Source organism: Microcoleus sp. FACHB-1515 (assembly GCF_014696105.1).
Lineage (GTDB): Bacteria > Cyanobacteriota > Cyanobacteriia > Elainellales > Elainellaceae > JAAUTJ01.
This window is the reverse complement of the sequence record NZ_JACJPO010000020.1, coordinates 185,794-210,383: the sequence shown is the minus strand read 5'-3', so window position 1 is coordinate 210,383 and position 24,590 is coordinate 185,794. Positions and strand designations below refer to the sequence as shown.

35 protein-coding genes and 1 pseudogene are annotated in these 24,590 nt (G+C 51.6%); 19 read left to right on the top strand and 17 right to left on the bottom strand.

The features are described from left to right. The first annotated feature begins 1 nt into the window (after position 1). Positions 2-1,501 (top strand): type II CAAX prenyl endopeptidase Rce1 family protein, encoded by a 1,500-nt coding sequence (locus H6F67_RS06635; RefSeq protein WP_190764549.1) that lies wholly within the window; start codon positions 2-4, stop codon positions 1,499-1,501. On the opposite strand, the gene H6F67_RS06630 is transcribed toward H6F67_RS06635, so the two are convergent. From H6F67_RS06630 to H6F67_RS06620, 3 genes are all read right to left on the bottom strand, one after another. Beyond that, entirely contained in the window at positions 1,467-1,757 is a 291-nt protein-coding gene (locus H6F67_RS06630) for a DUF4926 domain-containing protein (RefSeq protein WP_190764547.1), read from the bottom strand. The two genes, H6F67_RS06635 and H6F67_RS06630, sit on opposite strands and share 35 nt — an antisense overlap. 85 nt (positions 1,758-1,842) lie before the next feature. Then, positions 1,843-1,971 carry a ribbon-helix-helix domain-containing protein gene (locus H6F67_RS28470; RefSeq protein ID WP_396797720.1) on the bottom strand — a complete coding sequence of 43 codons (129 nt, stop codon included), beginning with the start codon at positions 1,969-1,971 and terminating at the stop codon, positions 1,843-1,845. Between the two features lie 37 nt (positions 1,972-2,008). Next, positions 2,009-2,215 (bottom strand): hypothetical protein, encoded by a 207-nt coding sequence (locus H6F67_RS06620; RefSeq protein WP_190764543.1) that lies wholly within the window; start codon positions 2,213-2,215, stop codon positions 2,009-2,011. A gap of 154 nt (positions 2,216-2,369) precedes the next feature. Here H6F67_RS06620 and H6F67_RS28055 point away from each other — a divergent pair, with 154 nt between their 5' ends. After that, entirely contained in the window at positions 2,370-2,498 is a 129-nt protein-coding gene (locus tag H6F67_RS28055; protein ID WP_277874561.1) for a hypothetical protein, read from the top strand. Position 2,499: 1 nt separating this feature from the next. Continuing rightward, complete coding sequence (locus H6F67_RS06615; RefSeq protein ID WP_190764541.1) at positions 2,500-2,709, top strand: hypothetical protein; 210 nt, start codon at positions 2,500-2,502, stop codon at positions 2,707-2,709. Between the two features lie 59 nt (positions 2,710-2,768). Here H6F67_RS06615 and H6F67_RS06610 read toward each other — a convergent pair whose 3' ends face one another. Beyond that, on the bottom strand, positions 2,769-3,050 hold the full coding sequence (locus tag H6F67_RS06610) for a type II toxin-antitoxin system RelE/ParE family toxin (protein WP_190764539.1): 282 nt from the start codon (positions 3,048-3,050) through the stop codon (positions 2,769-2,771). A 1-nt stretch (position 3,051) separates the two neighbouring features. Further along, positions 3,052-3,330 carry a type II toxin-antitoxin system Phd/YefM family antitoxin gene (locus tag H6F67_RS06605; RefSeq protein WP_190764537.1) on the bottom strand — a complete coding sequence of 93 codons (279 nt, stop codon included), beginning with the start codon at positions 3,328-3,330 and terminating at the stop codon, positions 3,052-3,054. Between the two features lie 78 nt (positions 3,331-3,408). Between H6F67_RS06605 and H6F67_RS06600 the strand changes: the two genes are divergently transcribed. Further along, entirely contained in the window at positions 3,409-3,660 is a 252-nt protein-coding gene (locus H6F67_RS06600) for a hypothetical protein (protein ID WP_190764535.1), read from the top strand. 13 nt (positions 3,661-3,673) lie between these two features. Here H6F67_RS06600 and H6F67_RS06595 read toward each other — a convergent pair whose 3' ends face one another. The 5 genes from H6F67_RS06595 to clpB form a co-directional block, all read right to left on the bottom strand. After that, positions 3,674-4,009 carry a DUF5615 family PIN-like protein gene (locus H6F67_RS06595; protein ID WP_190764533.1) on the bottom strand — a complete coding sequence of 112 codons (336 nt, stop codon included), beginning with the start codon at positions 4,007-4,009 and terminating at the stop codon, positions 3,674-3,676. Further along, a complete protein-coding gene (locus H6F67_RS06590) occupies positions 3,978-4,313 on the bottom strand; it encodes a DUF433 domain-containing protein (protein WP_190764531.1) in 336 nt (111 codons plus the stop codon). Before H6F67_RS06590 ends, H6F67_RS06595 begins: the two co-directional genes overlap by 32 nt. A gap of 3 nt (positions 4,314-4,316) precedes the next feature. Continuing rightward, positions 4,317-4,736, bottom strand: a complete 420-nt coding sequence (locus H6F67_RS06585) for a PD-(D/E)XK nuclease superfamily protein (protein WP_190764529.1) — start codon at positions 4,734-4,736, stop codon at positions 4,317-4,319. Between the two features lie 23 nt (positions 4,737-4,759). Then, a complete protein-coding gene (locus H6F67_RS06580) occupies positions 4,760-5,638 on the bottom strand; it encodes a hypothetical protein (protein ID WP_190764528.1) in 879 nt (292 codons plus the stop codon). A 571-nt stretch (positions 5,639-6,209) separates the two neighbouring features. Further along, positions 6,210-8,828, bottom strand: coding sequence for an ATP-dependent chaperone ClpB (gene clpB, locus H6F67_RS06575; RefSeq protein WP_190764525.1), 2,619 nt, complete (start codon positions 8,826-8,828; stop codon positions 6,210-6,212). Between the two features lie 323 nt (positions 8,829-9,151). Between clpB and H6F67_RS06570 the strand changes: the two genes are divergently transcribed. The 5 genes and pseudogenes from H6F67_RS06570 (at position 9,152) to H6F67_RS06550 (ending at position 11,528) form a co-directional block, all read left to right on the top strand. Further along, positions 9,152-10,099 carry a restriction endonuclease gene (locus H6F67_RS06570; protein ID WP_190764523.1) on the top strand — a complete coding sequence of 316 codons (948 nt, stop codon included), beginning with the start codon at positions 9,152-9,154 and terminating at the stop codon, positions 10,097-10,099. 181 nt (positions 10,100-10,280) lie between these two features. Beyond that, positions 10,281-10,472, top strand: coding sequence for a hypothetical protein (locus tag H6F67_RS06565; protein ID WP_190764521.1), 192 nt, complete (start codon positions 10,281-10,283; stop codon positions 10,470-10,472). Positions 10,473-10,516: 44 nt separating this feature from the next. Further along, positions 10,517-10,816: pseudogene (locus tag H6F67_RS06560) on the top strand (type II toxin-antitoxin system PemK/MazF family toxin); the annotation flags it as partial. 183 nt (positions 10,817-10,999) lie between these two features. Further along, positions 11,000-11,287, top strand: coding sequence for a BrnT family toxin (locus H6F67_RS06555; protein ID WP_190764519.1), 288 nt, complete (start codon positions 11,000-11,002; stop codon positions 11,285-11,287). Beyond that, on the top strand, positions 11,274-11,528 hold the full coding sequence (locus tag H6F67_RS06550) for a CopG family antitoxin (RefSeq protein ID WP_190764517.1): 255 nt from the start codon (positions 11,274-11,276) through the stop codon (positions 11,526-11,528). The genes H6F67_RS06555 and H6F67_RS06550 overlap by 14 nt, the downstream gene beginning before the upstream one ends. A 149-nt stretch (positions 11,529-11,677) precedes the next feature. On the opposite strand, the gene H6F67_RS06545 is transcribed toward H6F67_RS06550, so the two are convergent. Further along, positions 11,678-12,028, bottom strand: coding sequence for a DUF5615 family PIN-like protein (locus H6F67_RS06545; RefSeq protein WP_199304265.1), 351 nt, complete (start codon positions 12,026-12,028; stop codon positions 11,678-11,680). Beyond that, complete coding sequence (locus H6F67_RS06540) at positions 11,977-12,210, bottom strand: DUF433 domain-containing protein (RefSeq protein WP_190764515.1); 234 nt, start codon at positions 12,208-12,210, stop codon at positions 11,977-11,979. The genes H6F67_RS06545 and H6F67_RS06540 overlap by 52 nt, the downstream gene beginning before the upstream one ends. 217 nt (positions 12,211-12,427) lie before the next feature. Here H6F67_RS06540 and H6F67_RS06535 point away from each other — a divergent pair, with 217 nt between their 5' ends. The 3 genes from H6F67_RS06535 (at position 12,428) to H6F67_RS06525 (ending at position 14,003) form a co-directional block, all read left to right on the top strand. Next, complete coding sequence (locus H6F67_RS06535) at positions 12,428-12,883, top strand: DUF29 domain-containing protein (RefSeq protein ID WP_190764514.1); 456 nt, start codon at positions 12,428-12,430, stop codon at positions 12,881-12,883. Positions 12,884-13,085: 202 nt separating this feature from the next. Beyond that, a complete protein-coding gene (locus H6F67_RS06530; protein ID WP_190764512.1) occupies positions 13,086-13,541 on the top strand; it encodes a DUF29 domain-containing protein in 456 nt (151 codons plus the stop codon). Positions 13,542-13,649: 108 nt separating this feature from the next. Continuing rightward, a complete protein-coding gene (locus H6F67_RS06525) occupies positions 13,650-14,003 on the top strand; it encodes a DUF4258 domain-containing protein (protein WP_190764510.1) in 354 nt (117 codons plus the stop codon). Here the strand turns inward: H6F67_RS06525 and H6F67_RS06520 are convergent. The 3 genes from H6F67_RS06520 to H6F67_RS27610 are packed head-to-tail and all read right to left on the bottom strand — an operon-like array spanning position 13,936 to position 14,502. After that, positions 13,936-14,181: a hypothetical protein gene (locus H6F67_RS06520; protein ID WP_190764508.1), complete on the bottom strand. Its 246-nt coding sequence runs from the start codon at positions 14,179-14,181 to the stop codon at positions 13,936-13,938. The genes H6F67_RS06525 and H6F67_RS06520 overlap by 68 nt on opposite strands. Next, positions 14,178-14,324, bottom strand: coding sequence for a hypothetical protein (locus H6F67_RS27615; RefSeq protein ID WP_242020530.1), 147 nt, complete (start codon positions 14,322-14,324; stop codon positions 14,178-14,180). The genes H6F67_RS06520 and H6F67_RS27615 overlap by 4 nt, the downstream gene beginning before the upstream one ends. A 34-nt stretch (positions 14,325-14,358) precedes the next feature. Then, complete coding sequence (locus H6F67_RS27610; RefSeq protein ID WP_242020529.1) at positions 14,359-14,502, bottom strand: hypothetical protein; 144 nt, start codon at positions 14,500-14,502, stop codon at positions 14,359-14,361. A 215-nt stretch (positions 14,503-14,717) separates the two neighbouring features. Between H6F67_RS27610 and H6F67_RS06510 the strand changes: the two genes are divergently transcribed. Next, positions 14,718-14,954: a DUF433 domain-containing protein gene (locus H6F67_RS06510; RefSeq protein WP_190764506.1), complete on the top strand. Its 237-nt coding sequence runs from the start codon at positions 14,718-14,720 to the stop codon at positions 14,952-14,954. Further along, on the top strand, positions 14,894-15,283 hold the full coding sequence (locus H6F67_RS06505; protein ID WP_313926770.1) for a DUF5615 family PIN-like protein: 390 nt from the start codon (positions 14,894-14,896) through the stop codon (positions 15,281-15,283). Before H6F67_RS06510 ends, H6F67_RS06505 begins: the two co-directional genes overlap by 61 nt. 294 nt (positions 15,284-15,577) lie before the next feature. Here H6F67_RS06505 and H6F67_RS06500 read toward each other — a convergent pair whose 3' ends face one another. Continuing rightward, on the bottom strand, positions 15,578-15,919 hold the full coding sequence (locus H6F67_RS06500) for a hypothetical protein (protein WP_190764503.1): 342 nt from the start codon (positions 15,917-15,919) through the stop codon (positions 15,578-15,580). 328 nt (positions 15,920-16,247) lie between these two features. Here H6F67_RS06500 and H6F67_RS06495 point away from each other — a divergent pair, with 328 nt between their 5' ends. Genes H6F67_RS06495 through H6F67_RS06475 form a run of 5 tightly spaced genes read left to right on the top strand, consistent with a single transcriptional unit; the run spans position 16,248 to position 23,601 of the window. Continuing rightward, positions 16,248-17,552 (top strand): hydroxymethylglutaryl-CoA reductase, encoded by a 1,305-nt coding sequence (locus H6F67_RS06495; protein WP_190764501.1) that lies wholly within the window; start codon positions 16,248-16,250, stop codon positions 17,550-17,552. Next, positions 17,549-18,436: a UbiA family prenyltransferase gene (locus H6F67_RS06490; protein WP_190764499.1), complete on the top strand. Its 888-nt coding sequence runs from the start codon at positions 17,549-17,551 to the stop codon at positions 18,434-18,436. Before H6F67_RS06495 ends, H6F67_RS06490 begins: the two co-directional genes overlap by 4 nt. A gap of 10 nt (positions 18,437-18,446) precedes the next feature. Beyond that, positions 18,447-21,131, top strand: a complete 2,685-nt coding sequence (locus H6F67_RS06485; RefSeq protein ID WP_190764497.1) for a PEP/pyruvate-binding domain-containing protein — start codon at positions 18,447-18,449, stop codon at positions 21,129-21,131. Further along, complete coding sequence (locus H6F67_RS06480) at positions 21,128-22,228, top strand: DUF3419 family protein (protein WP_190764495.1); 1,101 nt, start codon at positions 21,128-21,130, stop codon at positions 22,226-22,228. Before H6F67_RS06485 ends, H6F67_RS06480 begins: the two co-directional genes overlap by 4 nt. Further along, entirely contained in the window at positions 22,228-23,601 is a 1,374-nt protein-coding gene (locus tag H6F67_RS06475) for a diacylglycerol/polyprenol kinase family protein (protein ID WP_190764494.1), read from the top strand. The genes H6F67_RS06480 and H6F67_RS06475 overlap by 1 nt, the downstream gene beginning before the upstream one ends. On the opposite strand, the gene H6F67_RS06470 is transcribed toward H6F67_RS06475, so the two are convergent. Then, the gene (locus H6F67_RS06470) at positions 23,598-24,584 is read right to left on the bottom strand and encodes a glycosyltransferase family 2 protein (RefSeq protein WP_190764492.1); all 987 of its coding nucleotides are present in this window, start codon (positions 24,582-24,584) and stop codon (positions 23,598-23,600) included. The genes H6F67_RS06475 and H6F67_RS06470 overlap by 4 nt on opposite strands. Positions 24,585-24,590: the final 6 nt, after the last annotated feature.

Here is a 24,590-nt window from a genome sequence, read left to right as displayed (position 1 = left end):
TATGACGCTGAAACGATTGATTCTGGCTGGGCTGACGCTGATTGTCGTGTTTTTGGTGGGAACGAACCTGCTGAGCAGTTGGAACGAGCCGCAAATCTCCGATCGACTGGAGCTATCGCAAACCGATCTGCTGCTGCACGCCAGCGAACTTCAAGCAGACCAGACGCAGCCAAATCTACGCACGGCGATCGTTGGGGCAGAACCGCTCAAAACCGCATTAGAGCAATATCAAGAGGTGCGGCAGACTGCCCAGAAAAATTTGGACAAGCTGGAAAAACAGCTTGCAGACGCCGCGCTTGAACCAGCCGGACTGCTGCCGAAACCCACTGTCGAGAAGTTGAAGCCTGCGATCGTCCGCGAGCAAGCGGAGTTGCAAGACCTCGATCTGCGAATTGGATTGTTGCAGGCAAAGCAAAATAACGGGCAGGCCGCGATCGAAACTTGGAGGCAAGTCACCAGTCCGCAGCGAGAAGCGATCGCTGCGGTGCTGAGCGGCTTGTGGAGCGAACCGCCGCGTCTGCTGCCCGATGCCGAAAGCCAAATTCAAGCTTCGCTCGACGGCTGGTTTCGCTACACGGCACTGCACAAGCTCTATGAACTTCAGCAGCGATCGGATGCGATCGCCCAGCTTGAGCAGGCGCAACAAGAAACGGCACAGCAAACGATCGGCAAACTGGCGCTAGTCGGAACGGTTCCTGTACTGGGAGTTTTAACCGGAATCGGCCTGCTCGTATTTCTGGTGGTGCAGCGCGTGGTGCGCGGCAAAGAAGCGGTTCTCGCACTCGATGGCGGCTGGAGCGTTCCTTGGAATTGGGAAACGATCGTGCTGGTGCTGGTGGTCGGCTTTTTCCTGGTTGGGCAGGTCTTTTTGCCCCTGACGCTGCAACTGTCGGGTCTGAAATTCTCTGGGTTTGGAGTGCGATCGCAAGCCGTCTTCTCGCTGACGTTCTATCTGCTGATGGCAAGTTCTGGCCTGCTGGTGCTGTATCTGGCTGTGCGTCGCTGGTTGCCGTTGCCCGACGGCTGGTTTCAGTTCAAGTTCGGTGGCCGCTGGGCGCTGTGGGGCTTGGGCGGCTATTTTGTCGCGCTGCCGCTGATGATTGTGGTGTCGATCGTCAATTCGCGCATTTGGCAAGGGCAAGGCGGCAGCAATCCGCTGTTGCAACTGGTGCTGCAAGAAGGCGATCGCATCTCTCTGCTGATTTTTCTATTTACCGCTGCGGTGGCCGCCCCAATTTTTGAGGAAACGCTGTTTCGCGGATTTCTCTTGCCCTCACTGACGCGCTACTTGCCCGTGTGGGGCGCGATCGGATTAAGCAGCTTGATTTTTGCGATCGCGCACCTCAGCTTGTCGGAAGTGCTGCCGCTGACGGTTTTGGGCGCTGTCTTGGGATTTGTGTATACGCGATCGCGCAATTTGCTAGCTTCAATGCTGCTGCACAGCTTGTGGAACAGCGTCACGATGATCAGCTTGTTTCTGCTGGGCAGCGGCACGCGCTAGCGCGGATGCGATCGCTTCTCACCGCACTGCGATCGATCAAAATCCAAACGTAGTGTAGTTTGAGCAGTTGGCTTGTGTGGAGCGATAGCATGGCATAGGTTTGGCCGTTGTTGTCGCTGAAGTCAACCTCGTAAACATCAGGGGCTAAAAGTTCGACGATCGTTCCCACTTGACCTGCAAGTAACCCATTTTCAGGTAATGGTTCTTTGAGGGCAATGACATCTAAAAGCTGAAGTTGATTGAGGGTGTTGAGCATTGCATTACCTCAAGATGTAGCAACTGGTGAGCCGAGGAAAAGTTGATGAAGGAGATTTCAGCGTTCGGAAGTTGCATCGCGATCGCTACGATTGCTTGCTGTTTCTAGCTTCTAAAGCTTCCAAAATCAAGATCTCAATCAGCACACTGACCGATCGCTTATCCTTCTGTGCCTCAACAGATAAGCGATCTTTTAGCGCTTGAGGCAAGTACACGGTAATTCTGGCTTTATCGGTCGTCACGGAGCAAATTTTATTCTTCCAAATTACTCAGGTCTTCCAGGTTGAACCGTTTAATCAACTTTTGTACATCCGCATTGTGATTGATGTAAAACTCGATCGCCTCATTCACCAAACCGCTTAATGAAGTGTCTTTGAGACCCGAAAGTGCCTTGAGGAGCCGATCCAAGTCTTCCTCAACAAACACTCGAATCTCTGGCTTTCGTTTCTTTGCCGCCACGATCGACACCTAGATCCGTCAATGTCATTGTCTCTGATCACAGTTGCAAAATGTTTTATTTGCCGTGTTGTGAAACATGCCACACTACGGTATATTAGATTTCAAGTAGCCCAATCAAACAAACCATAGGGTGGCTACTGAAGGAGTTTTGCAAATGGTCACACTCTCAGACGACGAAGTTGCTTTGATTCGATCGATCCTGACCGCACTTCGGGCAATCAAGATTCGAGACATCGACAAAGCCCTCGTTATTTTGGCAAAAGCTGAAAAAGGAGGTCGCTAAAATGCTCGTTCTCAACGACTCACAAGCCTTGATTGTGGAAAATCTGCTGATTCGGATGCTGACGCAGGAGCCGTACTCGGTTCAGCAGTTGGAGGAGGCGATCGCTTGGTTTCAGCCTGAACGTCGAACGGTAAGCTGCCCGATGGAATCAACCTTGGCAAAAAGCATTTCTGAGGAGTTGTTTCGGTTGATCCGCTTGAATCAGGGTTGAAAGTGCCTGTTTCACAAGTCACAGGGGCGATCGATTCTGTGTGGGTTACGCCAATCACTCTATCCCAACAATCGCTTCAGTTGCTTGTAAACTTCATCATCATTGCGTTTACCAACTAAAACGATTTCAACTAAATCTTCGCCAGGTTTGAATCGATAAACAATTCGGTATTCGCCGCTGTCTACTCGGTAGTAGCCCGGATAACCAGTCAGTTCTTTGCTGTCGATCGGCCTTGGCTCTACGTTAAGCGCTAGAACTTTTTTGGCAATTTGAGCCGCAATCTTGGGCTGTAGTCCTTGAAGAAAATCGAGAACGATCGCAAGACCATCAAGCTTTGCCATCCTACTGCCCGCTGTCTAATGCGGCCAGTCGCTCCAGTTCTGCTGTGAAGGTTTCTGTACCAACCATGTGCGATCGCCCCAGCGCATCCTTAGCAGACTGCCCCAAAAGCCGATCTTCAAGCTCACTCAGTCGCTGAATGAGTTGCTGGTAGTTCTGAGCCGACAAAATTACATAGCTCGGCTGCGATTCTTCCGTCAGCAACACGGGTTCAGCGATCGCCTGCTCAAACACTTCCTTGAGTCGCGCATCGCCCAGTTCTGCGAGAGGATAACTTTGCATGACAGGTGGCTAGCTGGGATGTTTTCACTGTAACAGAGGCGCGATCGCTTACACTTCATGTAGCGGACAGGGTAAGTTATGAGGGCGATCGAAGTCACAGGCACAATTGACGCTGAAGGAAATCTGCTGCTAGATGCGCCAATCCAAGCGGCTGCTTCTAGTCGTGTGCGCGTCATTCTGCTATTTTCGGAACCTGCTGAAGAAACAGACGATTCAGACGATACGCCTGTTGAGGAAATTAAGGCAAGTCTTCAGCAAGCATTGCAGCAGGCAAAGTCGGGCGATCGAATTCCGCTATCCGAGATGTGGGACGGAACTGATTTGGAGTAGATAGCGATCGCCCTCACAAAAATTCAACTCGTCCAGCCATTTCTTCGGGTTCAACGAGTTCCCAGATCAAAACTAAGCCTCGGATGATTTCGCCGATCGATCGCGTGTTGTTCCGACAAAAAGCAATGCCTGCATGAGTCATTCCAGCTTGATGCAGTCTGAGCAAATCGGCATCTTGTGTAAACAGCACTCTTTGCTGAGCCGTTGCAAATGCAAGTTGTTCTTCATCGGATACACCCAGTAGTCCTTGCTCTGCGGTTGTTGTCACATCGATGCTGCGTCGCCGCAAGCCTTCCGCTACTGCATTGCTGACGTTTTCACCCAGATGGAAGCGAACTGTTGCGGACATTTTGTTCGGTCAATTTCTGCTGAACTAGCGAAGGCGTTTCGGCCTGCATCTGAGCGACTAAGGCATCGTCGGCTTGAATTTGCGATCGAATTTCTTCTAGGTGATCGTGATAGTAAGCCAAGGCAGCATAAACATCGGCTAGCGTGATGCTAGGGTAGTGCGTGACGATTTCGTCTGGGGAGAGGCCAAGGCGATCGCTCCAAACGACAATATCTTGCACCCGAATTCGATGTCCGGCAATCCTCGCTCTGCCGCCACAAATCCCAGGCGTAATTTCGATGTGTTCAGCAATGACGGATTCCATAAGCTAAGCTGCTAAAGTTAGTTTACGAGTAACCCAAGAAACAAATTCTTCTAGTGAAAGAACAGCAATCAATTTGTCTTGATCAACCTGAGATTTCAACCACCTAATTGCTCCTGGTCGAGTGCCACCTCCATGAATGACAATGACCGCAGGAAAAGGATAAATCGACTTGATGTTAGTAACCAGGTAAGGTAGCTTTTCGTCTACCGATCCTTTAACGTCTTGCCATTTGGATTCAACAGCTAAACCTTTTGGAAACGCAGGAATTCCCTCAACAAACAGATCGATCTTTAGCTCACAGTCATAAATGCTACGGCCAGCAATATACTGTGGTTTTACTACAAAGCCGTGATGCTTAAGAATACAAGCAAGAATATGTTCGGCTGTTTTTCCTGACAAGTTTGCTCTAGAACCCGATGACATTGTTTACCCTCTAGATTTCATTTCTAAAACTCAAGAGTTAACTGGCGCTCTGCCGTGTCTTGAGTCTCGTTCTGGTGAAAGATTGGAACTTCCTCAATAAATGCAACCCATGTTACCCATTTCATCAGGCAATTTGCCCGCCTTGTGATGGTTTCAGCCTTGTGATTGCCAGGGCTAACAAGCTCGATTATCTCTTCGACTAACTCGCGTGTTAGATTCTGCTTGGCTCTAGTAATTTCATTAAAAACTGCCTGGACTGGGTAGAAGCCAAGCATTGCCTTTGCTAGCAGGCGTTCTTTTGCAGTTCGATCGCGGCAGGTTGCGATGTACCTTCCTACAGTTGTCAGTTCGTACTTGTAGGAGCGGCCTTCTTTGCGATGCGTTAAAAGTTTAAGCTCCTCTGCTGCTCTGGCAAAATATGAGCCATGACGGGCGATGTCATCAAGATTATATTTTCTTCCTCCATGACCCAATCCAACGCCCAAGTCAAACGAATTGGTATATCCTTCACAAACCAACTCTAAAGTGCGAATCAGCTTGTCAGGACGATCGGCTTGAGGAATGTAAATTTCCACTTCTGTTTCTTCACTTTGCCAACCCGTTTCAATTGAATCGATGTATGCCGAAAATCTTTGAGAAGCATCCATTTCAAATCCGTATATCTTGATCTGTTTCTTCTTGGTTTCAACTGTGTAGACAATTTGACAAGAACGACAAGAAATTTGAAAACCTTCGCAAATGCTTAAGTCTTGGGCAAAGCGAATAAGTTTAGCACCAAAAAGATGACCCGCTTGAGCAAGCCTCTGTAGATACATTGCAGCATCATCAAATCGGCTGTCTCGTTTATGGAGCTTTGTCAGTATTTCGGTTGCCAAGCGATTGCCAGAAATCAGTTGAAACATTCTCTGTACCGTTCCAGTTAGTCATGAATGAGGGATCAGTCGTCAGCAACCAGCAAGACTTTTCCAGAATAGTCAAATACTGGAATTGAAAGATGAGGACTTAAGCGTCGATTAACAAAAGCCATAATGCAACGGGTGTGGAAAGTCAAGTATATGCAATCAACATTAGATTCGAGAAGCTCCCATGTTTCAGTTAATTCTTCTCTGAACCTGGTTAAAGGCATTTCTACTGACTTCTGAATTGGAACGTTGCAATCAGGAGCTAGATCGCTTAGTGGCAGTAGAAATCCTACTGTCTCCCCATAGTGAGTTACAACAATACGTTGCTGTCCCAACTGGACTTGCCGCTTGATCTTTGTCAACCTGATTCGTAGTTCGGAAATGGGAACTACTTTGAAGTTTTTAGACACAGCACTTTTCTCTCATCTACAAAGCTATGGTACTGAAACCAAAGAAGTTTGTCAAACATTTAAAACTTTTATCCTGGATCGGCCTCACTGCAAGCAACACAGCCAACAAAAAAGGGTGAGCATTGCTGCCCACCCCCAAACTTACAAAACCCGATCGCTCCTTACAGCGTCACCAACTCAGCAGGCAATCGCTTAAACGCCAGCCGCTCATTCTCGACATCGACAAAAATCGTGTCGCCATCGTTGAAGTCGCCGCGCAGGATGGCTTTGGCAATTTGCGTTTCGAGTTCGCGCTGGATGGCTCGCTTGAGCGGGCGTGCGCCGTAAACCGGGTCATAGCCGACTTCAGCGAGGAAGTCGAGGGCGGCATCCGAGAGGCGGAGAGACATTTTGCGATCGCCCAGTCTCCTTCCCAATCTCTCAACTTGCAGCTTGACGATCTCACGCAGTTCCGACTTGTCGAGGCCGTGAAAGATGATGATTTCGTCAATGCGGTTGAGGAATTCGGGGCGGAAGCTTTGGCGCATCGCTTCCATAACGCGACCGCGCATCTCGTCGTAGTGGCGATCGTCACCCGCCACATCGAGGATGTACTGCGACCCGATGTTGCTGGTCATGATGATCACGGTATTCTTGAAATCGACCGTGTGGCCTTGCGAATCGGTGACGCGACCATCATCGAGAATTTGCAGCATGACGTTGAAGACATCTGGGTGCGCCTTTTCGATTTCGTCAAACAGAATCACGGCATAGGGACGGCGGCGAATCGACTCGGTAAGCTGGCCGCCTTCGTCGTAGCCCACGTATCCGGGAGGCGCACCAATCAGGCGCGAAACCGAATGCTTCTCCATGTATTCCGACATATCGATGCGGACGAGGGCTTCTTCGGTATCGAACAGGTAGGCGGCGAGGGCTTTGGCGAGTTCGGTTTTGCCGACTCCAGTGGGGCCAAGGAAGATGAAGCTCGCTGTGGGGCGATTGGGGTCGGCGAGTCCGGCACGCGATCGCTGAATCGCATCCGCAACCGCTGTCACCGCTTCGGCCTGACCAATGACGCGCTTGTGCAGTTCGTCTTCAAGCTGCAAGAGTTTGTGCATCTCGGATTCGACCAGCTTGCTGATCGGAATGCCCGTCCACTTCGAGATGATTTCGGCAATGTCGGCCTCGGTGACTTCTTCGCGCAGCATCGACTTACCCGTCGTCTGCGTTTCCGCCAGCTTTTGCTCGGCTTCTTCAAGCTGCCGCTGGATGTCCGTCGATTTGCCGTACTTCAATTCGGCAGCGCGGTTGAGGTCGTAGTCGCGTTCGGCCTGCGCGATCTCGACGTTGAGGCGATCGAGTTCTTCCTTCAGCTTTTGGATGTCCGTAATCACATCCTTTTCGGCCTGCCACTGAGCATTCAGGGCGGATTGCTCTTCCTTGAGGTCGGCCAGTTCCTTCTCGATCCGCTCTAGTCGTTCGCGAGAGGCGCGATCGGTTTCCTTTTGCAGCGACAGCCGCTCCATCTCAAGCTGAAGAATCTTGCGATCGACTTCATCCAACTCTTCCGGCTTCGAGGTGATTTCCATCTTCAGCTTCGCAGCGGCTTCGTCTACCAGGTCGATCGCTTTGTCAGGCAGGAATCGATCGGAGATGTAGCGGGTCGAAAGTGCGGCGGCAGCAACGAGGGCACTGTCGGAAATCTTGACGCCGTGATGCACTTCGTAGCGTTCTTTCAGGCCGCGCAGAATCGAAACCGTGTCTTCGACTGTCGGCTGATCCACGTAGACCTGCTGGAATCGCCGTTCCAAGGCGGCATCCTTCTCGATGTATTTGCGGTATTCGTCCAGCGTGGTCGCACCGATGCAGCGGAGTTCACCCCGCGCCAGCATCGGCTTGAGCAGGTTTCCGGCGTCCATTGCGCCCTGCGTTGCGCCCGCGCCGACGACCGTGTGAATTTCGTCAATAAATAGAATGATCGTGCCGCGAGAATCGGTGACTTCTTTGAGGACGGCTTTGAGGCGTTCTTCAAATTCACCTCGGTATTTGGCTCCGGCGATCAGTGCGCCCATGTCCAGCGCGATCAGCTTGCGGTCTTTGAGCGACTGCGGCACGTCGCCGCTGACAATCCGCTGGGCGAGTCCTTCGGCGATCGCGGTCTTACCCACGCCCGGTTCACCAATCAGCACCGGATTGTTCTTCGTGCGGCGCGACAAAATCTGAATCGTGCGGCGAATTTCGTCATCTCGTCCAATCACCGGATCGAGCTTGCCTTCACGAGCGTACTGCGTCAGATCACGACCGTACTTTTCCAATGCTTCGTATTTTCCTTCGGGATTCTGGTCGGTCACTTTTTGATTGCCTCTCACCTGTTCGATCGTGCGGCGCAGCTTGTTTTCATCCAGGCGAAATTCCTGGAACATCGCCTTACCAAATCGATCGTCTTTTGCATAGCCCAACAGCAAATGCTCGATCGAAATATACTCGTCGCCAAATTCTTTGCGAAACGCCTCAGCCCGATCGAGCAGGGTATCGAGCGATCGCCCCAGATACACGGACGAACCCGCACCGGAAACTTTCGGCTGGCGGCTAATAAAGTCATCCGTATAGTCGCGCAGCTTTTGCGTGTTGATGCCTGCTTTGCTCAAGATGCTCGCGGTCAATCCTTCTTGGTCGAGCAGCGATCGCATCAAATGTTCAGATTCGATCTGCTGGTGCTGCGCTTGCTTGGCAACGTCGGGAGTTCGGGTAATCGCCTCCCACGCCTTTTCGGTAAATTGATTGGGATTGGTTGGCTGCATGGGTTAGGAGTTAGGGATTAGGGGTTAGGGATCAGGGCGACAGCCATGCTGAACCGACCCTCATCCGTTAAGCTAATGCTCCAATTGTATGCAGGCGGGAGGGGGTGAGGCGATCGGGTTTTGCGATCGGGTTTGGGGGGAGTGCCGTAGGGGGGGGGGGCGATCGGTACTTTCAAACTGATCACTTCAGTCAAATGCCTAGATTTGCTAAAACAGATATTTTCTCTAGAAACATACAAAAGCCTCCCGGACAATCATTTCACTTAGCAGTACTGTTTAAAGAGAATTTGACCCAACCCACAACTAGACGGGAGTTTTTTACTATGACAGTTCTTGACTTTAAAGAAATTCCAAGAGCAAATCAATCAAATGGTGAACAAGATGCTTTTGAATTATTTGCTAGAGATTTTCTTCTTATGGCTGGTTACTCTATCAAACGTGGGCCTGATCGTGGACAGGATGCAGGCCGCGATCTTATTGCGGTTGAAACGCGCAAAGGAGTAGGGGGAGAGACAATCGTTCGTTGGTTAGTTAGCTGCAAACATAAAGCGCACTCTGGCAATTCTACCGTACTTAGTGATGAGCCTGATATTCTTGAGCGAGTACAGTCACATGACTGTTGCGGCTTTATAGGTTTCTATTCGACCTTACCCGCTTCTTCGCTAACAAACCGCTTAAAAGGACTTGAAGAAAATCGAGGCTTACATTATCAGATTTTTGACAGGGCGAGCATTGAATCACAATTATTGAGTTCTTTGGAGGGACTTACGCTTGCTGAACGTTATTTTCCTAATTCCATAAAAACATGGCGACGAGAAAACCCGCAGCCAGCTAATCTCTTTGAAATTGACGAAACGTTAACTTGTGAGGCTTGTGGTAAACCCTTGCTAGAACCACCGGAAGGCATCGTCGGATTTGGATTCAATTTTATTCAAGTCAATGGGCAAACAAGAGAACGATATGAAGATATTTACTGGTGCTGTAGGGGAGCATGTGACAGAGAGCTACGAAGACGATTTCGATCACAAAATCTTATGGATGGCTGGCGAGATCTCTCAGACCTTTGTATTCCTAGTGCTTACTTGAAATTTACCAACTCAATCATTTTTCAGCTACAAACTGGTACACAATACAGTGAACAGTATCATAAGAAACTAGAGCATCTTGTGATCCAGCTTTTTCCACATATTTCAAGAGAGCTAACTTCTAGGGAGCGCGAAAAGATTGAAGAATTAGACGGATTAGATGTTTTGTTCGGTGGCTTGTTCTGATAGACGGCAATTGCTACAATCGCTCCTCAAGCAATGTTGTTTTGTGGGGGGGCGATCGCGCTTTTTGTTGGGTTTGCTGGGCGGCGATCGAGGGTGGTTTGTGTGGGGGCGATCGCTCTTGCTTTGAGGGAGGGCGATCGCTGCTTGTGCTATCGTGTGAGAACGATTGAGGTAGATGAGTATGACTACTTCTGCACAGGAACTTTTGGAGCTTTTCGATCGCCTACCAGAGTCGGAACAGCTAGATCTTGCTCTCGAAATCTTTAAGCGAATTCTTCATCTTGATTTTCCGCCATTGACAGATGAAGAATTAGCGTTCAATGCCGAAGAGTTATTTTTAGAACTCGATCGACAAGAAGCAGCTTATGAGTAGTTGCGATACCGTTCCGGGAGCGCTAGCGCGATCGTGGCGAAGTTTGGCTTGTCGATTTAGGCTACACCGCTAAAATCAGACCTTGTTTAGTCATCAGCATTCCTGCTGTAGAGCAAGATCGCGCCCTAGCAACTCTCATCCCTCACACAACTCGATTGCGAGGTTCAAGATTTGAAGTAGAAATCAAAGTCAACTTTCTCCGAGCCGGAGCATTTGACGTACAAAATCTCTTAACAACTTCTCATGCAAAGCTGATTCGCAAATTAGGAACTTTAACATCAGAGCAACTAGTGGAAGTTGAGCAAGTGTTGCTATTCTGGCTAGGGTTTGAAGAAGCTGAGTGAGTCGATCGCACCTCAAGTAATGTTGTTTTGTGAGGGGCGATCGCTTTTATCAATGGGGAGGGCGATACCGTTCCGGGAGCGCTTCGCGATCGCGCTTTTGTTGGGTTTGCTGGGGAGCGGTGGCTGCGCCGCCTACGGGCGAGGGTGTTTTGTTGGGGGGCGATCGCTTGGTACACTTGTCCTATGAGAATTGAATCGATCGTTTGCCCAGACTACATTGAAGAAAAGCTTCAGGCGAAGCACGGCGTTACTTGTAACGAAGCTCGTCAGGTTCTTCTAACCCAACCGCGCATCAGATTTGCCGAGAAGGGTCATACTGAAGGAAATGACGTGTATGCTGCCTTCGGGCGAACCTTTGCAGGAAGATACCTGTCAGTCTTTTTCATCTACAAGCCTGAAAATCAAACAGCAATTATCATCAGCGCACGGGACATGAGCAAAAAGGAGCGCAAAGCATATGGACGCAAATAAACTCAGCAGCATTTCAAAAGCAGAGACAGACGAAAAAATTGGTGAGTTCTGGGACACACACGACCTTACTGATTTTGATACCGACACGCCTGATATTGAATTTGAAATTACTTGTGCTGTGCCGATCGAAATAGAACTGTTTAATGCGATTGAACAGCAAGCTAAAAGGCGTGGCGTAACGATTGAGGTACTTGTCAACCTTTGGCTACAGCAAAAACTAATTGAGCAGTCAGCGAGTTAGTTTGCAGAAAAAATTGACTGACCTCAAGGCGATCGCGCTTTTGTTGGGTTTGTTGGGGGCGGTGGCTTCGCCTCCTACGGGCGAGGGTGTTTTGTTGGGGGGCGATCGCTTTAGGAATTACTGCTAATTTCTACGATCATTTCTCCTTGTTAGAGTTGTTCGATCGCGGCAGGCAATGTAATTGTAAGCAGTTGTCGTAGATTGCGATTCGTCACGTTACCGCAAGTTAGCCATAGAATTTGCGGTGGTGTTCCTAGCCGACAAACGAGATCAACGAAATCGCTGTCCTTCGTCATAATCACAACATTCTCAGTTCTTGCTGCCTCAAAAATCTCAATATCTTTCGCATCTCGTAGGCCAATTTCTCGGAGAGCAATTGCCTCTACATCAAAATTACTGCTAATCCAGTTTGCCAAAGTAGGCGGTAGCTGAGCATCAATCCAGACTCTTATGCAGTCAGCCGAGGAAAAGCGGTGCGTCGTGCTGCAAACAAAAGACAAGCTTGTATATCTTCAGGCTCTAAATCAGGGAAATCTTCAAGAATTTCACTAACGCTAACATTTTCAGCCAGCATCTCCAAAACATCGCTAACACGAATTCTCATCCCTCGAATACAAGGACGACCACCGCATTGACCCGGAGTTTGAGTAATGCGAAGTAGCAAATCAGGAATTGAACTCATTTAGTATTGACTGGTCAAGTGTTACCTGCATTTATTGTATCGATGGCTTGAAGAATTGCAAATGTTGTTTTGTGAGGAGCGATCGCTTTTGTGGAATGGAGGGAGGGCGATCGTGCTTTTGTTGGCTTTGAGGGAGGGCGATCGCTTCATCTTTAGTGTCTTCTATTGATTCAGCACTTAAAATAATTGTTATGCTGATTCAGCCAAGATTTGAATTATGACAGCCGAACTGAATGCCCAACGCCAAAGCTTGTATGAAACTGATTATCTTCAGTGGATTGAGGCGACGATCGACCAGTTAAAGCAGCAAAACTATGGGGCGATCGATTGGGAAAATTTAATAGACGAGATTGAAGACATGGGGCGCAGCGCACGAAAAGGATTTAGAAGTAGTCTTGTCATTCTTCTAACTCATCTACTCAAGTGGCAATTTCAACCAGAGCGAAGAAGCAATAGTTGGAAAGCAAGCATTGTTGAACATCGCCGACGCATTCTCGAAGATTTAGAAGAATCTCCAAGCTTCAAGCCCTACTTAGAGCAAGTATTCACGAAATGCTACGAGGCTGCGATCGAACAAGCCAGCGCAGAGACAGGGTTGCCAGAATCGACTTTTCCGCGATCGTGCCCTTACACATCTGCACAGGTTCTGGAGGCGGGTTTTCTGCCAGAGTGAGGAGCGATGGCTTCGCCGCCTACGGGCGGGGTTGATTGGAGTGGGGCGATACCGTTCCGCAAGCTTCGCGATCGCTTCTTTTGCTGTGGAGGCGATCGAGTTTGCAATCGAATCGGTATTGCCGCCCTGTCTTGTTGTCCTGTCTCGTGTCTCGCAAGACAACTCTAAAATGAGGATTAGAACAACCAGGTAGGATTCAACCATGACAGCCGAACTGAACGCCCAACGTCAAAATCTGTACGAAACCGATTATCTTCAGTGGATTGAGACGACGATCGACCAGATGAAACAGCAAAACTATGGGGCGATCGATTGGGAAAATCTGATTGAAGAGATCGAAGACATGGGGCGCAGTGAGCGGAGAAGTTTAGAGAGTAACCTTACCGTCATTTTGGTTCACCTTCTGAAGTGGCAATTTCAACCAGAACGCCGAAGCAATAGCTGGCAAGCAAGTATTGCTGAACATCGCCGACGCATTCGTAAAGCATTCAAAGACTCGCCTAGTCTCAAACGGTACTTGGAAGAGATGTTTGCAGAATGTTATGAAGATGCGATCGAACTTGCTAGCATCGAAACCGGACTACCCGCAAGCACTTTTCTGCGATCGTGCCCGTACACTTCTGCACAAGTTTTGGAGGCGGGTTTCTTGCCGGAATGAGGGGCGAGGGCTTCGCCTCCTACGGGCGAGGGTGTTTTTTTGGGGGGCGCTCGTTCTTGTCTTTGAGAGGGCGATCGCAAAGGCATCAACAGCAGGTACGATCGAGCTATGACAGCGCTTGTTGAAGAAATACGTCGCAAAGTCGCTGCGGACGAGTTTGAGTTTTCTAAGCACGCCGTTGATCAGTCGATTCTGCGGCAGATTCGAGTACAGGAAGTTCGGGAGGCAATTGCTCCAGGACAAGTCATTGAGGATTATCCTGAAGATAAGTATGGTGCTAGCTGTTTGATCTGTGGTGTGACCGGGACGGAGCGATACCGTTCCGCAAGCCGCGCGATCGCCCCACTCGATCCCCATCTTGCAAAAGCGCTCTGGGTGGCGAAGCGATCGCCCATCACAAGCCTAATTCTTCTCGTAATGATTGCAGCGAAATCGTTGCTTCTTCTTGAGAAAGCGATTTGAGAAATTCAATGAACTCAGTATTCTTTTTGAGTAGTTCTACTTCAACTTCAAAATCATCAACGGGTGCAAGTGCAAATAGTTTGCCATCGGGTTGTCGTAATACAATGGCTTCGTTTTTAGCTAAAGTCATGACTTGAGCAAGTGTTAGCTGTTCAGTTTCGAGTTCGATGATTTTCATAGCTGAAACTCCTTGCCGCCGATGTAAAGCTTGTTATGCACTTTATGCCCGATCGCCTTGATCTTGACAATCCCACCCTCATCCTCGATAACCACATCATAAAACACTCGAAAGCTATCGACCCGCAATTCCCAGTCAGACACCTCATTTTCACCGAGTCGCTTTCGGTTACGGGTTTCAGTGATGGGTTGATTTGGTAGCTGGGTCGCGATACCGTTCCGGGAGCGCTAAAGCGATCGCATCCAAAATAATTTGCTGCTCAAACTTTCGATATGCCCGCAGATGACCAGCAGCAGTTGGCGTAAAGTCAAGTTGGTACATTTACTGCAATCGATACACCACTGGAATTGTAAGTGCTCTGCGATCGCGAAGCTTGTGGAACGGTATCGCCCCACTCGCTCTGGGCAGCGAAGCGTATCGATCCCCCTCTTGCAAAAGCGATCGAACTTCAGTTGATTTTGGAGGTGCGATCGCTCCATCCGATACAGCATCGGCCACATTCGTTTATCCTAAACTCAGATGCTATTCAATTCACTATGACAACAAGCTACCGCGATATTATTACGATCGAGCCAGATAAACGAGGCGGGAAACCTTGTATTCGACGAATGCGAATCACAGTTTATGATGTGCTGGGCTGGCTGGCGGCGGGAATGTCTCACGCAGAGATTTTAGATGATTTTCCTGAGTTGACCGAAGCAGATATTCGCGCTTGTTTAGCGTTTGCTGCCGATCGAGAACATCGCTTAGTGGCTGTGGTGGGTGCTGCTTGAAGCTGTTGTTTGATCAAAATTTAAGTCGCAAACTAGTCTCTCGGTTAGCAGATATTTTTCCTGATTCCAGTCACGTTCAGTTTCATCAGCTAGCAGAGAAGACGGATACTGAAATTTGGAAGTTTGCGAAAACAGGCGATTTTTGCATTGTGACTCAGGATGCAGATTTTGCGGAAAGAAGCCGTTTGTATGGTTCTCCGCCTAAAGTGATTTGGCTCCGCTGTGGAAATGCGCCGACTCCAGAAATTGAAGCGCTGATGCGCTCTGGAGTAGAAGCAATCCAAGAGCTTTTGAGCAATCCGAGTTTACATTGCTTAGAACTGTACTGAGGTTATATCGATCGCCTCTACACGATCGTCCCCAAGAACCTCGATACCATTCCGGGAGCGCTTCGCGATCGCCCCACTCGCTCTGGGCAGCGAAGCGTATCGATCCTCATCTTGCAAAAGCGCCCGGAGGCGGCGAAGCCATCGAACTCCAGTTGATTTTGGGGAGTGCGATCGACTTTTCTGTGCTGTGAGGATGCGATCAAATACTTTAACCAAATCAAACAAATTGTCGATGTTTTTTGAGCCAAAGATTTAACTGAGCGTATTTGTTAAGAATTGAAGCTCACGTTCGCCCTACGAGCGCTCTACATATTCAAAGAGAAGTGCGCTTGCAAGACCAGTGAATTCATCTTTGCCAACCCGTCTGCTCACTTTCGGGTTATGAAAACTTATTTTGAGCATTTCATCCTCGGTCAATCCAATATCACGCATGATTCGTAGCACTGAACGTTGACCACGATCTTCACCTTTTTCTTTTTCACGTCGAAGATAATTTTCAAGACGTTTGTTCTTTTGACGAAATTCACACTGATATCTCAAATATCCATAAATGCCGACAAAAGCACCTGCTAGTGTAATGAAAAAAGTCAGTATGGACGTAAGGTCAACCCACCAATCTATGTTGTTTTGCGTCATTGTATCTTCACAAAGTAGCTTATAACTACCAACTGACAAACATCAGGTTCTTTTTTGGTGACAAGTTCAGGTAATTCTATCAACTCGCTTTAGTATAAAGCCATATAAGTTAGGTTGGTTGATGCAAAGTTTTACTTCTCTGAAGACAAAGTAGTGTTTCTTGTGAGTTACTGCTTTAACGCAAGTGATTAGGAAGCAAAGCTCGATCGCCCCACAACCCCAATGTTCCGCAGCACAGACTGGTACAGCCATCCGCACAAATAGCACTGCGAATCCATAGAGTAGGCATATCCCGCATTCACCTCAGTCAGCGGATAGATGCACTCCTATGGCAACACACTATCGGCAAGCCAGCGACTACCTGACGCAACTGCTCCAAGCTCGATCGCGCAGCGCTGCCGGAACGGACTCGATCGCTGCCCTGACCCAAGATCTTGCCCCCAAATCGATCGCACCCGCCGCCAAAATCAAGGGTGGTGCGAGGATTTCGGCTGAGGCGATCGATCGACGCTGGCAGATTCTCGATGCAACGGATGCAGTGCGATCGAATCTCCTGGATGCTCAAACTGAAGTCCAGATGCAGCGGTATGAGCGCAATATCGAGAACTTTATTGGCACGGTGAAATTGCCGATCGGGATTGCTGGCCCCTTGCGCGTGAACGGGTTGTTTGCTCAGGGCGATTACTATGTGCCCTTGGCGACGACTGAGGCGGCATTGGTGGCGTCCTACAGTCGAGGCGCACAGCTCATTAGCGAAGTGGGCGGCTGTACGGCAATGCTGCTGAATGAAGGCGTCAGTCGCGCTCCGGGGTTTGCCTTTCGCAATTTGGAGGAAGTCGGAAAGTTTATGCTGTGGGCGATCGCCCAGCAAGCCGCCTTCAAGCAAATTGCCGAATCCACCACCAGACACGGCAAGCTCACCGATATGCGAATCACGGTCGAAGGCAACCACGTTTATCTCGATTTTCAGTTCACAACCGGAGATGCGGCAGGCCAAAACATGGTGACGATCGCCACCCAAGCCGTCTGCGACTACATCCGCGCCCAATCGCCGATCGCCCCGCAGTACGCTTTTGTCGAGGCGAATCTGTCCGGCGACAAAAAAGCGAGTGCCCAATCGTTCCTTTCCGTTCGCGGCAAAAAGGTGACGGCAGAAGTGACGCTGCCTGCGGAACTGGTGAAAAAACGGTTGCGATCGACTCCCGCAGAAATGGTCAACTACTGGCGGATGTCTGCGATCGGCGGCACACTGGCTGGCACGATCGGCGTTCAGGGACATTACGCCAATGGACTGGCCGCCCTGTTCATCGCCTGCGGTCAAGATGCGGCTTGCGTCGCGGAGTCGGCGATCGGCGTAACGCGCTTTGAAGTGACCGAATCCGGAGCGCTCTATGCCGCTGTGACACTTCCCAATTTGATCGTCGGAACGGTGGGCGGCGGAACGGGACTCCCCAGCCAGCAAGCCTGTCTCGAAATTCTCGGCCTTGCAGGAACCGGACACGCGAAAGCCTTTGCGGAAGTTTGCGCGGCCTTACTGCTCTCCGGCGAACTGTCGATTATCGGGGCGATGTGCAGCGATGAATTTGCCCGCGCTCATCAGCGATTGGCACGAGGCAAAGGAGGATCGTCATGAATTGCTGGTGGATCTATCAAAAAGAGCGCTTTCCCATCTTCAAGCACGGTTTGCTGATCGCGATTTTTAGCGCTGGGGCGATCGGCTATTCGCACCAGTTAACGGGCAGTTCGATCGATCCGGGAGCCGCCCTAGTTGCCTTCATCGTCCTCTTCCTCGCCTTCCTACAACTGCGAATTGCCGACGAGTTCAAAGATTTCGAGGACGACTTTCGCTATCGGCCATATCGTCCCGTCCCGCGAGGCTTGGTGACGCTGAGCGAACTGCGGGCGATCGGCTGGGGCTGTGCCCCGATTCAACTGGGTCTGTCGATCGCTCTCGGCTGGAAATCCGTTCTGCTGCTGGCGATCATTTGGCTCTACACGACCTTGATGCGGCACGAATTTTTCGTTCCTGACTGGCTAAAAAGTCATCCGATCGCCTACCTCCTGTCCCACATGCTGATCATGCCGCTGCTCGCGCTGTATGCCTCAAGCTGCGACTGGCTGCGATCGAGTAACTTCCCGATCGCGCTGCTCTGGTTTCTGGCCGTCAGCTACGGAAACGGACTGGCGATCGAACTGGGTCGCAAAATCCGCGCTCCCGAAGCGGAAGAACCCGGAGTCGAAACCTACACCGCACTTTGGGGACAGACGAATGCGATCGCCGCTTGGCTCGGTTCACTCTGGATTGCCGGAATTGCGGCGATTGGTGCAGCCGTCCAGATTCGCTACTGGATTGCAATCGCGATCGTGCTGGCTCTCTTAGGAATTTCGATCGTCTTAGCAGGACGTTTCTGGATGCGTCCAACTTTGAAATCGGCACAGGCGATCGAACTGATGGCGGGAATCTGGACGCTGCTGGTGAATTTAAGTTTGGGTGTGCTGCCGCTGATTTTTTACTGAGAGAAAAGCAATGAAATTTGTTGTGGATGGAAGTGGATCGATCGAGCAGCTTGGCGGCAAAGCGGGCGCACTGGCAAAGCTAAAAGGCTTTCCGATTCCCGAATGGATCGCCTTATCGCCTGCTGCGTTTGACATGCAAACAGCCACCCTCACCCTAAATCCCTCTCCCACTGAGGGGAGAGGGACTTTGAACTCCGGAGGTTCGGTTCCCCTTCTCCCCCGGTGGGAGAAGGGGTTAGGGGATGAGGGGGACGGCTGTTTCCTCCATCCCACCATCCAATCCGAACTCTCCGCCGCCCTCGCGAAACTCTGCCCCAACGGAGAACGAGTCGCCGTTCGATCGTCTGCCCTTGACGAAGACGGCGATCGCTCCTTCGCAGGCCAACTCGAAAGCTTTCTGTTTGTCCCGATCGACCAAGTAGCCGATCGAATTCTCGACGTGTGGCGATCGGCATTTAGCGATCGAATCGTTGCCTATCGCCAAGAACACAATTTGCCGCCCGCCACCGCGCCCGCCGTCCTGATTCAAAAGATGGTCGATGCCGAAGTTGCCGGAGTTGCCTTCAGCGCTCATCCGGTCACAGGTCAGCGTGGCGTGTCGATCGTCTCTGCCGTCTACGGTTTGGGGAGTGCCTTAGTTGGGGGTGAAGTGGATGCGGATACTTACGAAGTCGATCGAGCAGGCAACATCACATCTCGCCAAATTGCCTGCAAGGAAATCGCGCATCGATCGAGCCTAAACGGTGTGATGGTGGAAGCGATCGATCCCGCTTTGGCCGAACAGCCCGCCCTCACGGATGCTCAAATTCTGCAAATTGTCTCTCTTGCGCGGGAAGTAGAGCGGCGATCGAATTGTCCGCAAGATATCGAATGGGCGATCGCGCAAGGCAAACTCTACCTCTTGCAAGCCCGCCCAATCACCACGCTGGCGCAACTGCCCGACCCCGACGGAACTCGCATCCTGTGGGACAACAGCAACATCTCGGAAAGCTACGGCGGCATCACGACTCCGCTCACTTTCTCCTTCGTCCGTCACGCTTATGCCGAAGTGTATCGCCAGTTTTGCCGGATGATGGGCGTGTCAGAAGGCGCGATCGCCGCCCAAGACACGACCTTCCGCTGTCTGCTCGGCCTGATTCGCGGACGCATCTACTACAACCTGATTAATTGGTATCGCCTCCTCGCCCTCCTGCCCGGATTCAAGATGAATCAGCGCTTCATGGAGCAGATGATGGGCGTTCGTGAACCTCTGCCGCCCGATGTGATCGCCACTTTGGAAAAGGCCAACTGGCGCGATCGCCTCCAAGACAGCCTCAGCTTCGCCAACACCCTGCGCGGCCTGCTCGTCAACTTCGCAACCTTGCCCAAGCAGATTCGCCGCTTCTATCAACGCCTCGATTCCGCCCTAACCGAAATCGATCTTTCTACCTTGCGGCCTGACGAACTCGCCGCCCACTACTACGACTTGGAACGGCAACTCTTGACCCGCTGGGATGCGCCGATCGTCAACGATTTCTTCGCGATGATTTTCTACGGCCTGCTGCGATCGCTCTGCGTCAAATGGTGCAGCGATTCCGGCACTTTGCAAAACGACCTAATCGGCGGCGAAGGCGGCATGATCAGCGCCGAACCCGCCCGCCGAATTCGCGAACTGGCTGCGATCGCCGCTCAATCTCCCGACTTTGCAGAACTCCTCTGCTCCGGTTCACTTCCAGAAATCACAGCCGAACTGAAAAATCAACTCCAATTCCAAACGCAATATCAAGACTATCTCGATCGATTTGGCGATCGCTGCCTCGAAGAACTCAAGCTTGAAAGTCCGACGCTGCACGACAATCCGATCATGCTGTTGCGATCGATCGGACAGCTTGCCCGTCAGCCGATCGCCGCATCCGCACCAACCACTTCCCCACGTCAACAGGCCGAAGCTAAAGTTGCCCAACTGATTAGAAATCCGATTCGTCGTTGGGTGTTCGATCGCGTTTTGCATCAGGCCAGAGCGCGAGTGCGCGATCGCGAAAACCTCCGATTTGAACGCACCCGCCTGTTTGGTCGCGTCCGCCGCATTGTCGTGGAATTGGGTCGGCGTTTGTGGGCGATCGATGCCATCCATTCACCCGAAGATGTCTTCTACCTCGAAATTCCCGAACTTTTGGGATACGTTGACGGCACAACGACAACCACCGACCTCAAAGGGTTAATTGCCATCCGCCAAGCCGAATTTGCCAAGTATGCAAAAATGGCGGCTCCGGGCGATCGATTGGAAACACACGGCATCACCCACCACGCCCAAACCTTCCGGTCTACCGCCGACACCCGACCCCCGACACCCGACACCCCTCAAGGCATCGGATGTTGTCCCGGCATCGTTCGTGCCCCCGTCCAAATCATCACCGACCCCAAAACCGCCGTCCTCCGCCCCGGATCGATCCTCGTCGCCAAACAAACTGATCCCGGGTGGATTCTTCTCTTCCCCGGTGCGGCAGGCGTCCTCGTCGAGCGCGGCGGCGTTTTGTCCCATGCCGCGATCGTCGCCCGCGAACTCAACCTGCCCGTGATCGTTTCCCTCCCCGGCCTACTCGACTGGCTCCAAGACGGCGACCTTGTTGAAATGGACGGCAGCACAGGCCAAGTTCACCGCCTGAGCGAAGTTGAGCCTGAGCGCCCCGTTGCCCTAACCGGAGGTGAAGCATGACCGCAACCCTCACAACCGAAGTTGCAACCCGCGCCGATTTTTCAAAAATTCGCTATGCCCAATGTTGGGAAGATGCCGATATTTTGCTGGAAGCGATGAACGTGCAGCGCGGTCATGTTTGTGTGTCGATCGCCTCTGCCGGAGACAATACGCTTGCCCTGCTCAGCAAAAATCCCGATCGCGTCATCGCCGTCGATCTCAGTCCCGCTCAGCTAGCCTGCCTTGAACTGCGCGTCGCCGCCTATCGCGAACTCGAACATTCAGAACTGCTGACTTTAATTGGTTCGCAACCTGGAAATCGCGCTGATTTCTATCAGAAATGCCGCAGCCAACTTTCGCCGGATGTCCGTTATTTTTGGGATTCACATCCCGACTGGATCGATCGCGGCATTGGTTCAGTCGGCAAATTCGAGCGCTACTTTGCTCTGTTTCGTCAGCGAATTTTGCCCCTCGTTCACAGTCGATCGCAAGTCACCCAGCTTCTACAAGGCGGAATCGAACGACAAGAATTCTACGATCGCACCTGGAACACTTGGCGCTGGCGATCGCTGTTTCGCATCTTTTTCTCCCGCTTCGTCATGGGACGAGCCGGACGCGATCCCAGCTTTTTCCGCTACGTCGAAGGCAATGTGGCCGATCGCCTGCTCGATCGCACCCGCTACGCCTTGACGGAACTTGATCCCGCCGAAAATCCCTATCTGCAATGGATTCTCACAGGTCGCCACCTGACTGCTTTGCCTTATGCTTTGCGGCCTGAAAATTTTGATGCAATCCGATCGAATCTCGATCGCCTCGAATGGCACTGCGGTTCGATTGAAGATGCGCTCGATCGCGTTGGCAAAAATGCGATCGATTCCTACAATCTCAGCGACATTTTCGAGTATTTGTCTTTGCCGAATTACTATCAGCTTCTCGATCGATTGGTCGATTCGGGTCGATCGAACGGTCGCTTGGTCTACTGGAATATGCTTGCGCCTCGGACTCGTCCTGATCAGATGAGCGATTGCCTCCATCCGCTCACCGATTTAGCTGAATCCCTCTACGCACAAGACAAAGCGTTCTTCTACAGCCGATTCGTCGTTGAGGAGATCGTCTAATGGTTAGTGCGGCTGAGGGAATGCTGCTCATTCTCGCGATTCTGGGCGGATTGATTGTCGGCCTCAAGCAAATTCAGCGGCGATTTTCACCGCATCCCGAAATCGTGCGGAAGCTGCTGCACATCCCGATGGGCTTAGTGACGCTGAGTTTTCCCTGGCTGTTTGACGATCCGCTTCCGGTCGTTTTGCTGACCGCGATCGCCATCGCCACCCTCCTCGCCATCCGCCTCTATGCCCCACTCCGCAACGAGTTCGGCAGCGTTTTGGGTGGAGTCGAACGCCGATCGCTCGGTGAAGTTTACTTTCCGGCGGCGATCGCCCTCCTCTTCTGCCTCGCCCATCAAGAGCCGCTACTCTACTGCATCCCAATTTTGATGCTCACCCTAGCGGATGCGCTAGCTGCTTTAATCGGAGTGCGTTACGGCACAGTCCGCTACGAAACGCTAGAAGGCCAAAAGAGCGCCGAAGGATCGATCGCCTTTTTCACGCTGGCGTTTTTTAGCGTTCACGTCCCCTTGCTGCTATTGAGTGAAGTCGGGCGGGCGGAAACCTTGCTGATCTCAGTGATTCTCGGTCTGCTCGTCATGCTGCTGGAGGCGATCGCATGGCGGGGACTCGACAACTTTTTCATTCCGCTCGGTGGCTACTTGCTGCTGCGGACGCATCTCGAAATGGACGTGCCTGCCCTGCTGACGCGACTGGTGATCACGATCGCCCTCGTCATCTTCACGCTGACCTGGCGCAGACGCACGACGCTCAACGATAGTGCCCTGATGGGAGCGACTTTATTCGGCTATCTAAGCTGGTCGATCGGCGGTTGGCAGTGGCTTTTGTCGCCTTTGACGGTTTTCTTGTGCTATCCGCTGCTGATGCGACGAGTTGATCCAAAGTTGGAGGAGCGCGATCGCCAATCAATGCCTTGGCTTCCGGCTGATGAAACCTGCGGCTGGGTGCGCGTTCACAACATCTACGCGGTCATGAGCGTCGTCGCGGCGGGAGCGCTGTGGCTGTTTCTGTTTGGCATTTGGGAGCGATCAAACCTGTTGTATCCCTACACGATCGGCTTTGCGGCAAGCCTCGCGATTATTGGGATTGCTGGACTGCCGCCAACTGCTTACTGGCTGCCTGCTCAGATCGGGCGCGTCATCCTTTACATCGGTAAAAGCTGGCTGCTGCTGTTTGTGCCGCTGCTGGCGATCGAACGCACTTCTATCCCAGTTTCCCTGCTTGGTCTGTTAGGAATTGCGATCGCAGGCATCACCTACTATCTGACACAGCCCTGGTTGCGATCGCGTCCGACCGATCGCTGGAACTGGATTGGTCGAGCGGCGTTTGCTACAGTCGCCTCTTGCCTCGGTCTGCTGGTACTTTAAGATTTGTACTCAATCAGTTCAGCCTGCTGGCCGCGCAGTTGCAGCAGGTAAAATCGCAAAGCGCCGATCGCTTCTGGAAAAACCGAAACGCCGCAGGACAAACTCCAGGCGACGCATTCGGCGATCGAGAATCCTTGTTGGGTGGTACGGCGAAATGTTTTGAGGGACGCCAGCGGATAGCGCAAGAAAGCTGCCAGCGAAATACCGTGCGTGATGGGAGCAAGAGCGATCGCGCTAACCGGAGCCAAAATGCCCCAAATCCAGATTCGACGGGCTTCACTGACAAACTTGCGCTCTGGCTGGTTCGCATACATCGAGGCGACCAAGGCATAGGCAAAGCCGCCGCGCTGTATCCGGTTCCACCACTGCGACAGGTGATGCATATCCGCATCGTGAACTGTGCTGGTGCGATCGAGCCGCAAAATGTCACCAATCCGCCGCAGCCGCACGCTCAGTTCCGGGTCTTCTCCCGCGATCATGCTGCTGTTGTAGCCTTCGACTTTCGAGAAGGCATCAGCGCGAATCATCACGTCTCCCCCAAAGCTTTCCACCAGTCCGGCTGATCCCAATCGCCACTCAACATCGCAAATCCGGTTGTAGACGCTGCGATCGGGATAGCGCTCTCGTCGCCAGCCGCAAACCGCAACGACGTTTGGATGCTCGTCTAGTGCTTCCGCTGCGGCATCGAGCCAGCCTGCTGTCACTTCGCAATCACCGTCGATGAACTGCACGTAGTCTAGATCGGGATGCTGCTGCTGCAAGCGATCGAATCCGGCATTGCGAGCGCGAGCAGCGGTAAAGGGAATCGACAAATCGAGAGTCACCACATCGACAGCGCGATCGAGCGCCGCTTGACAACTGCCGTCCGTTGATCCTGAATCCACATAGACCACCGGACGACTCGACCCGACGACTGCATCAAGGCTGCGAATCAAGCGATCGCCTTCATTGCGCCCAATTAAAACGATTCCAACCTGGCTCATTTCCTT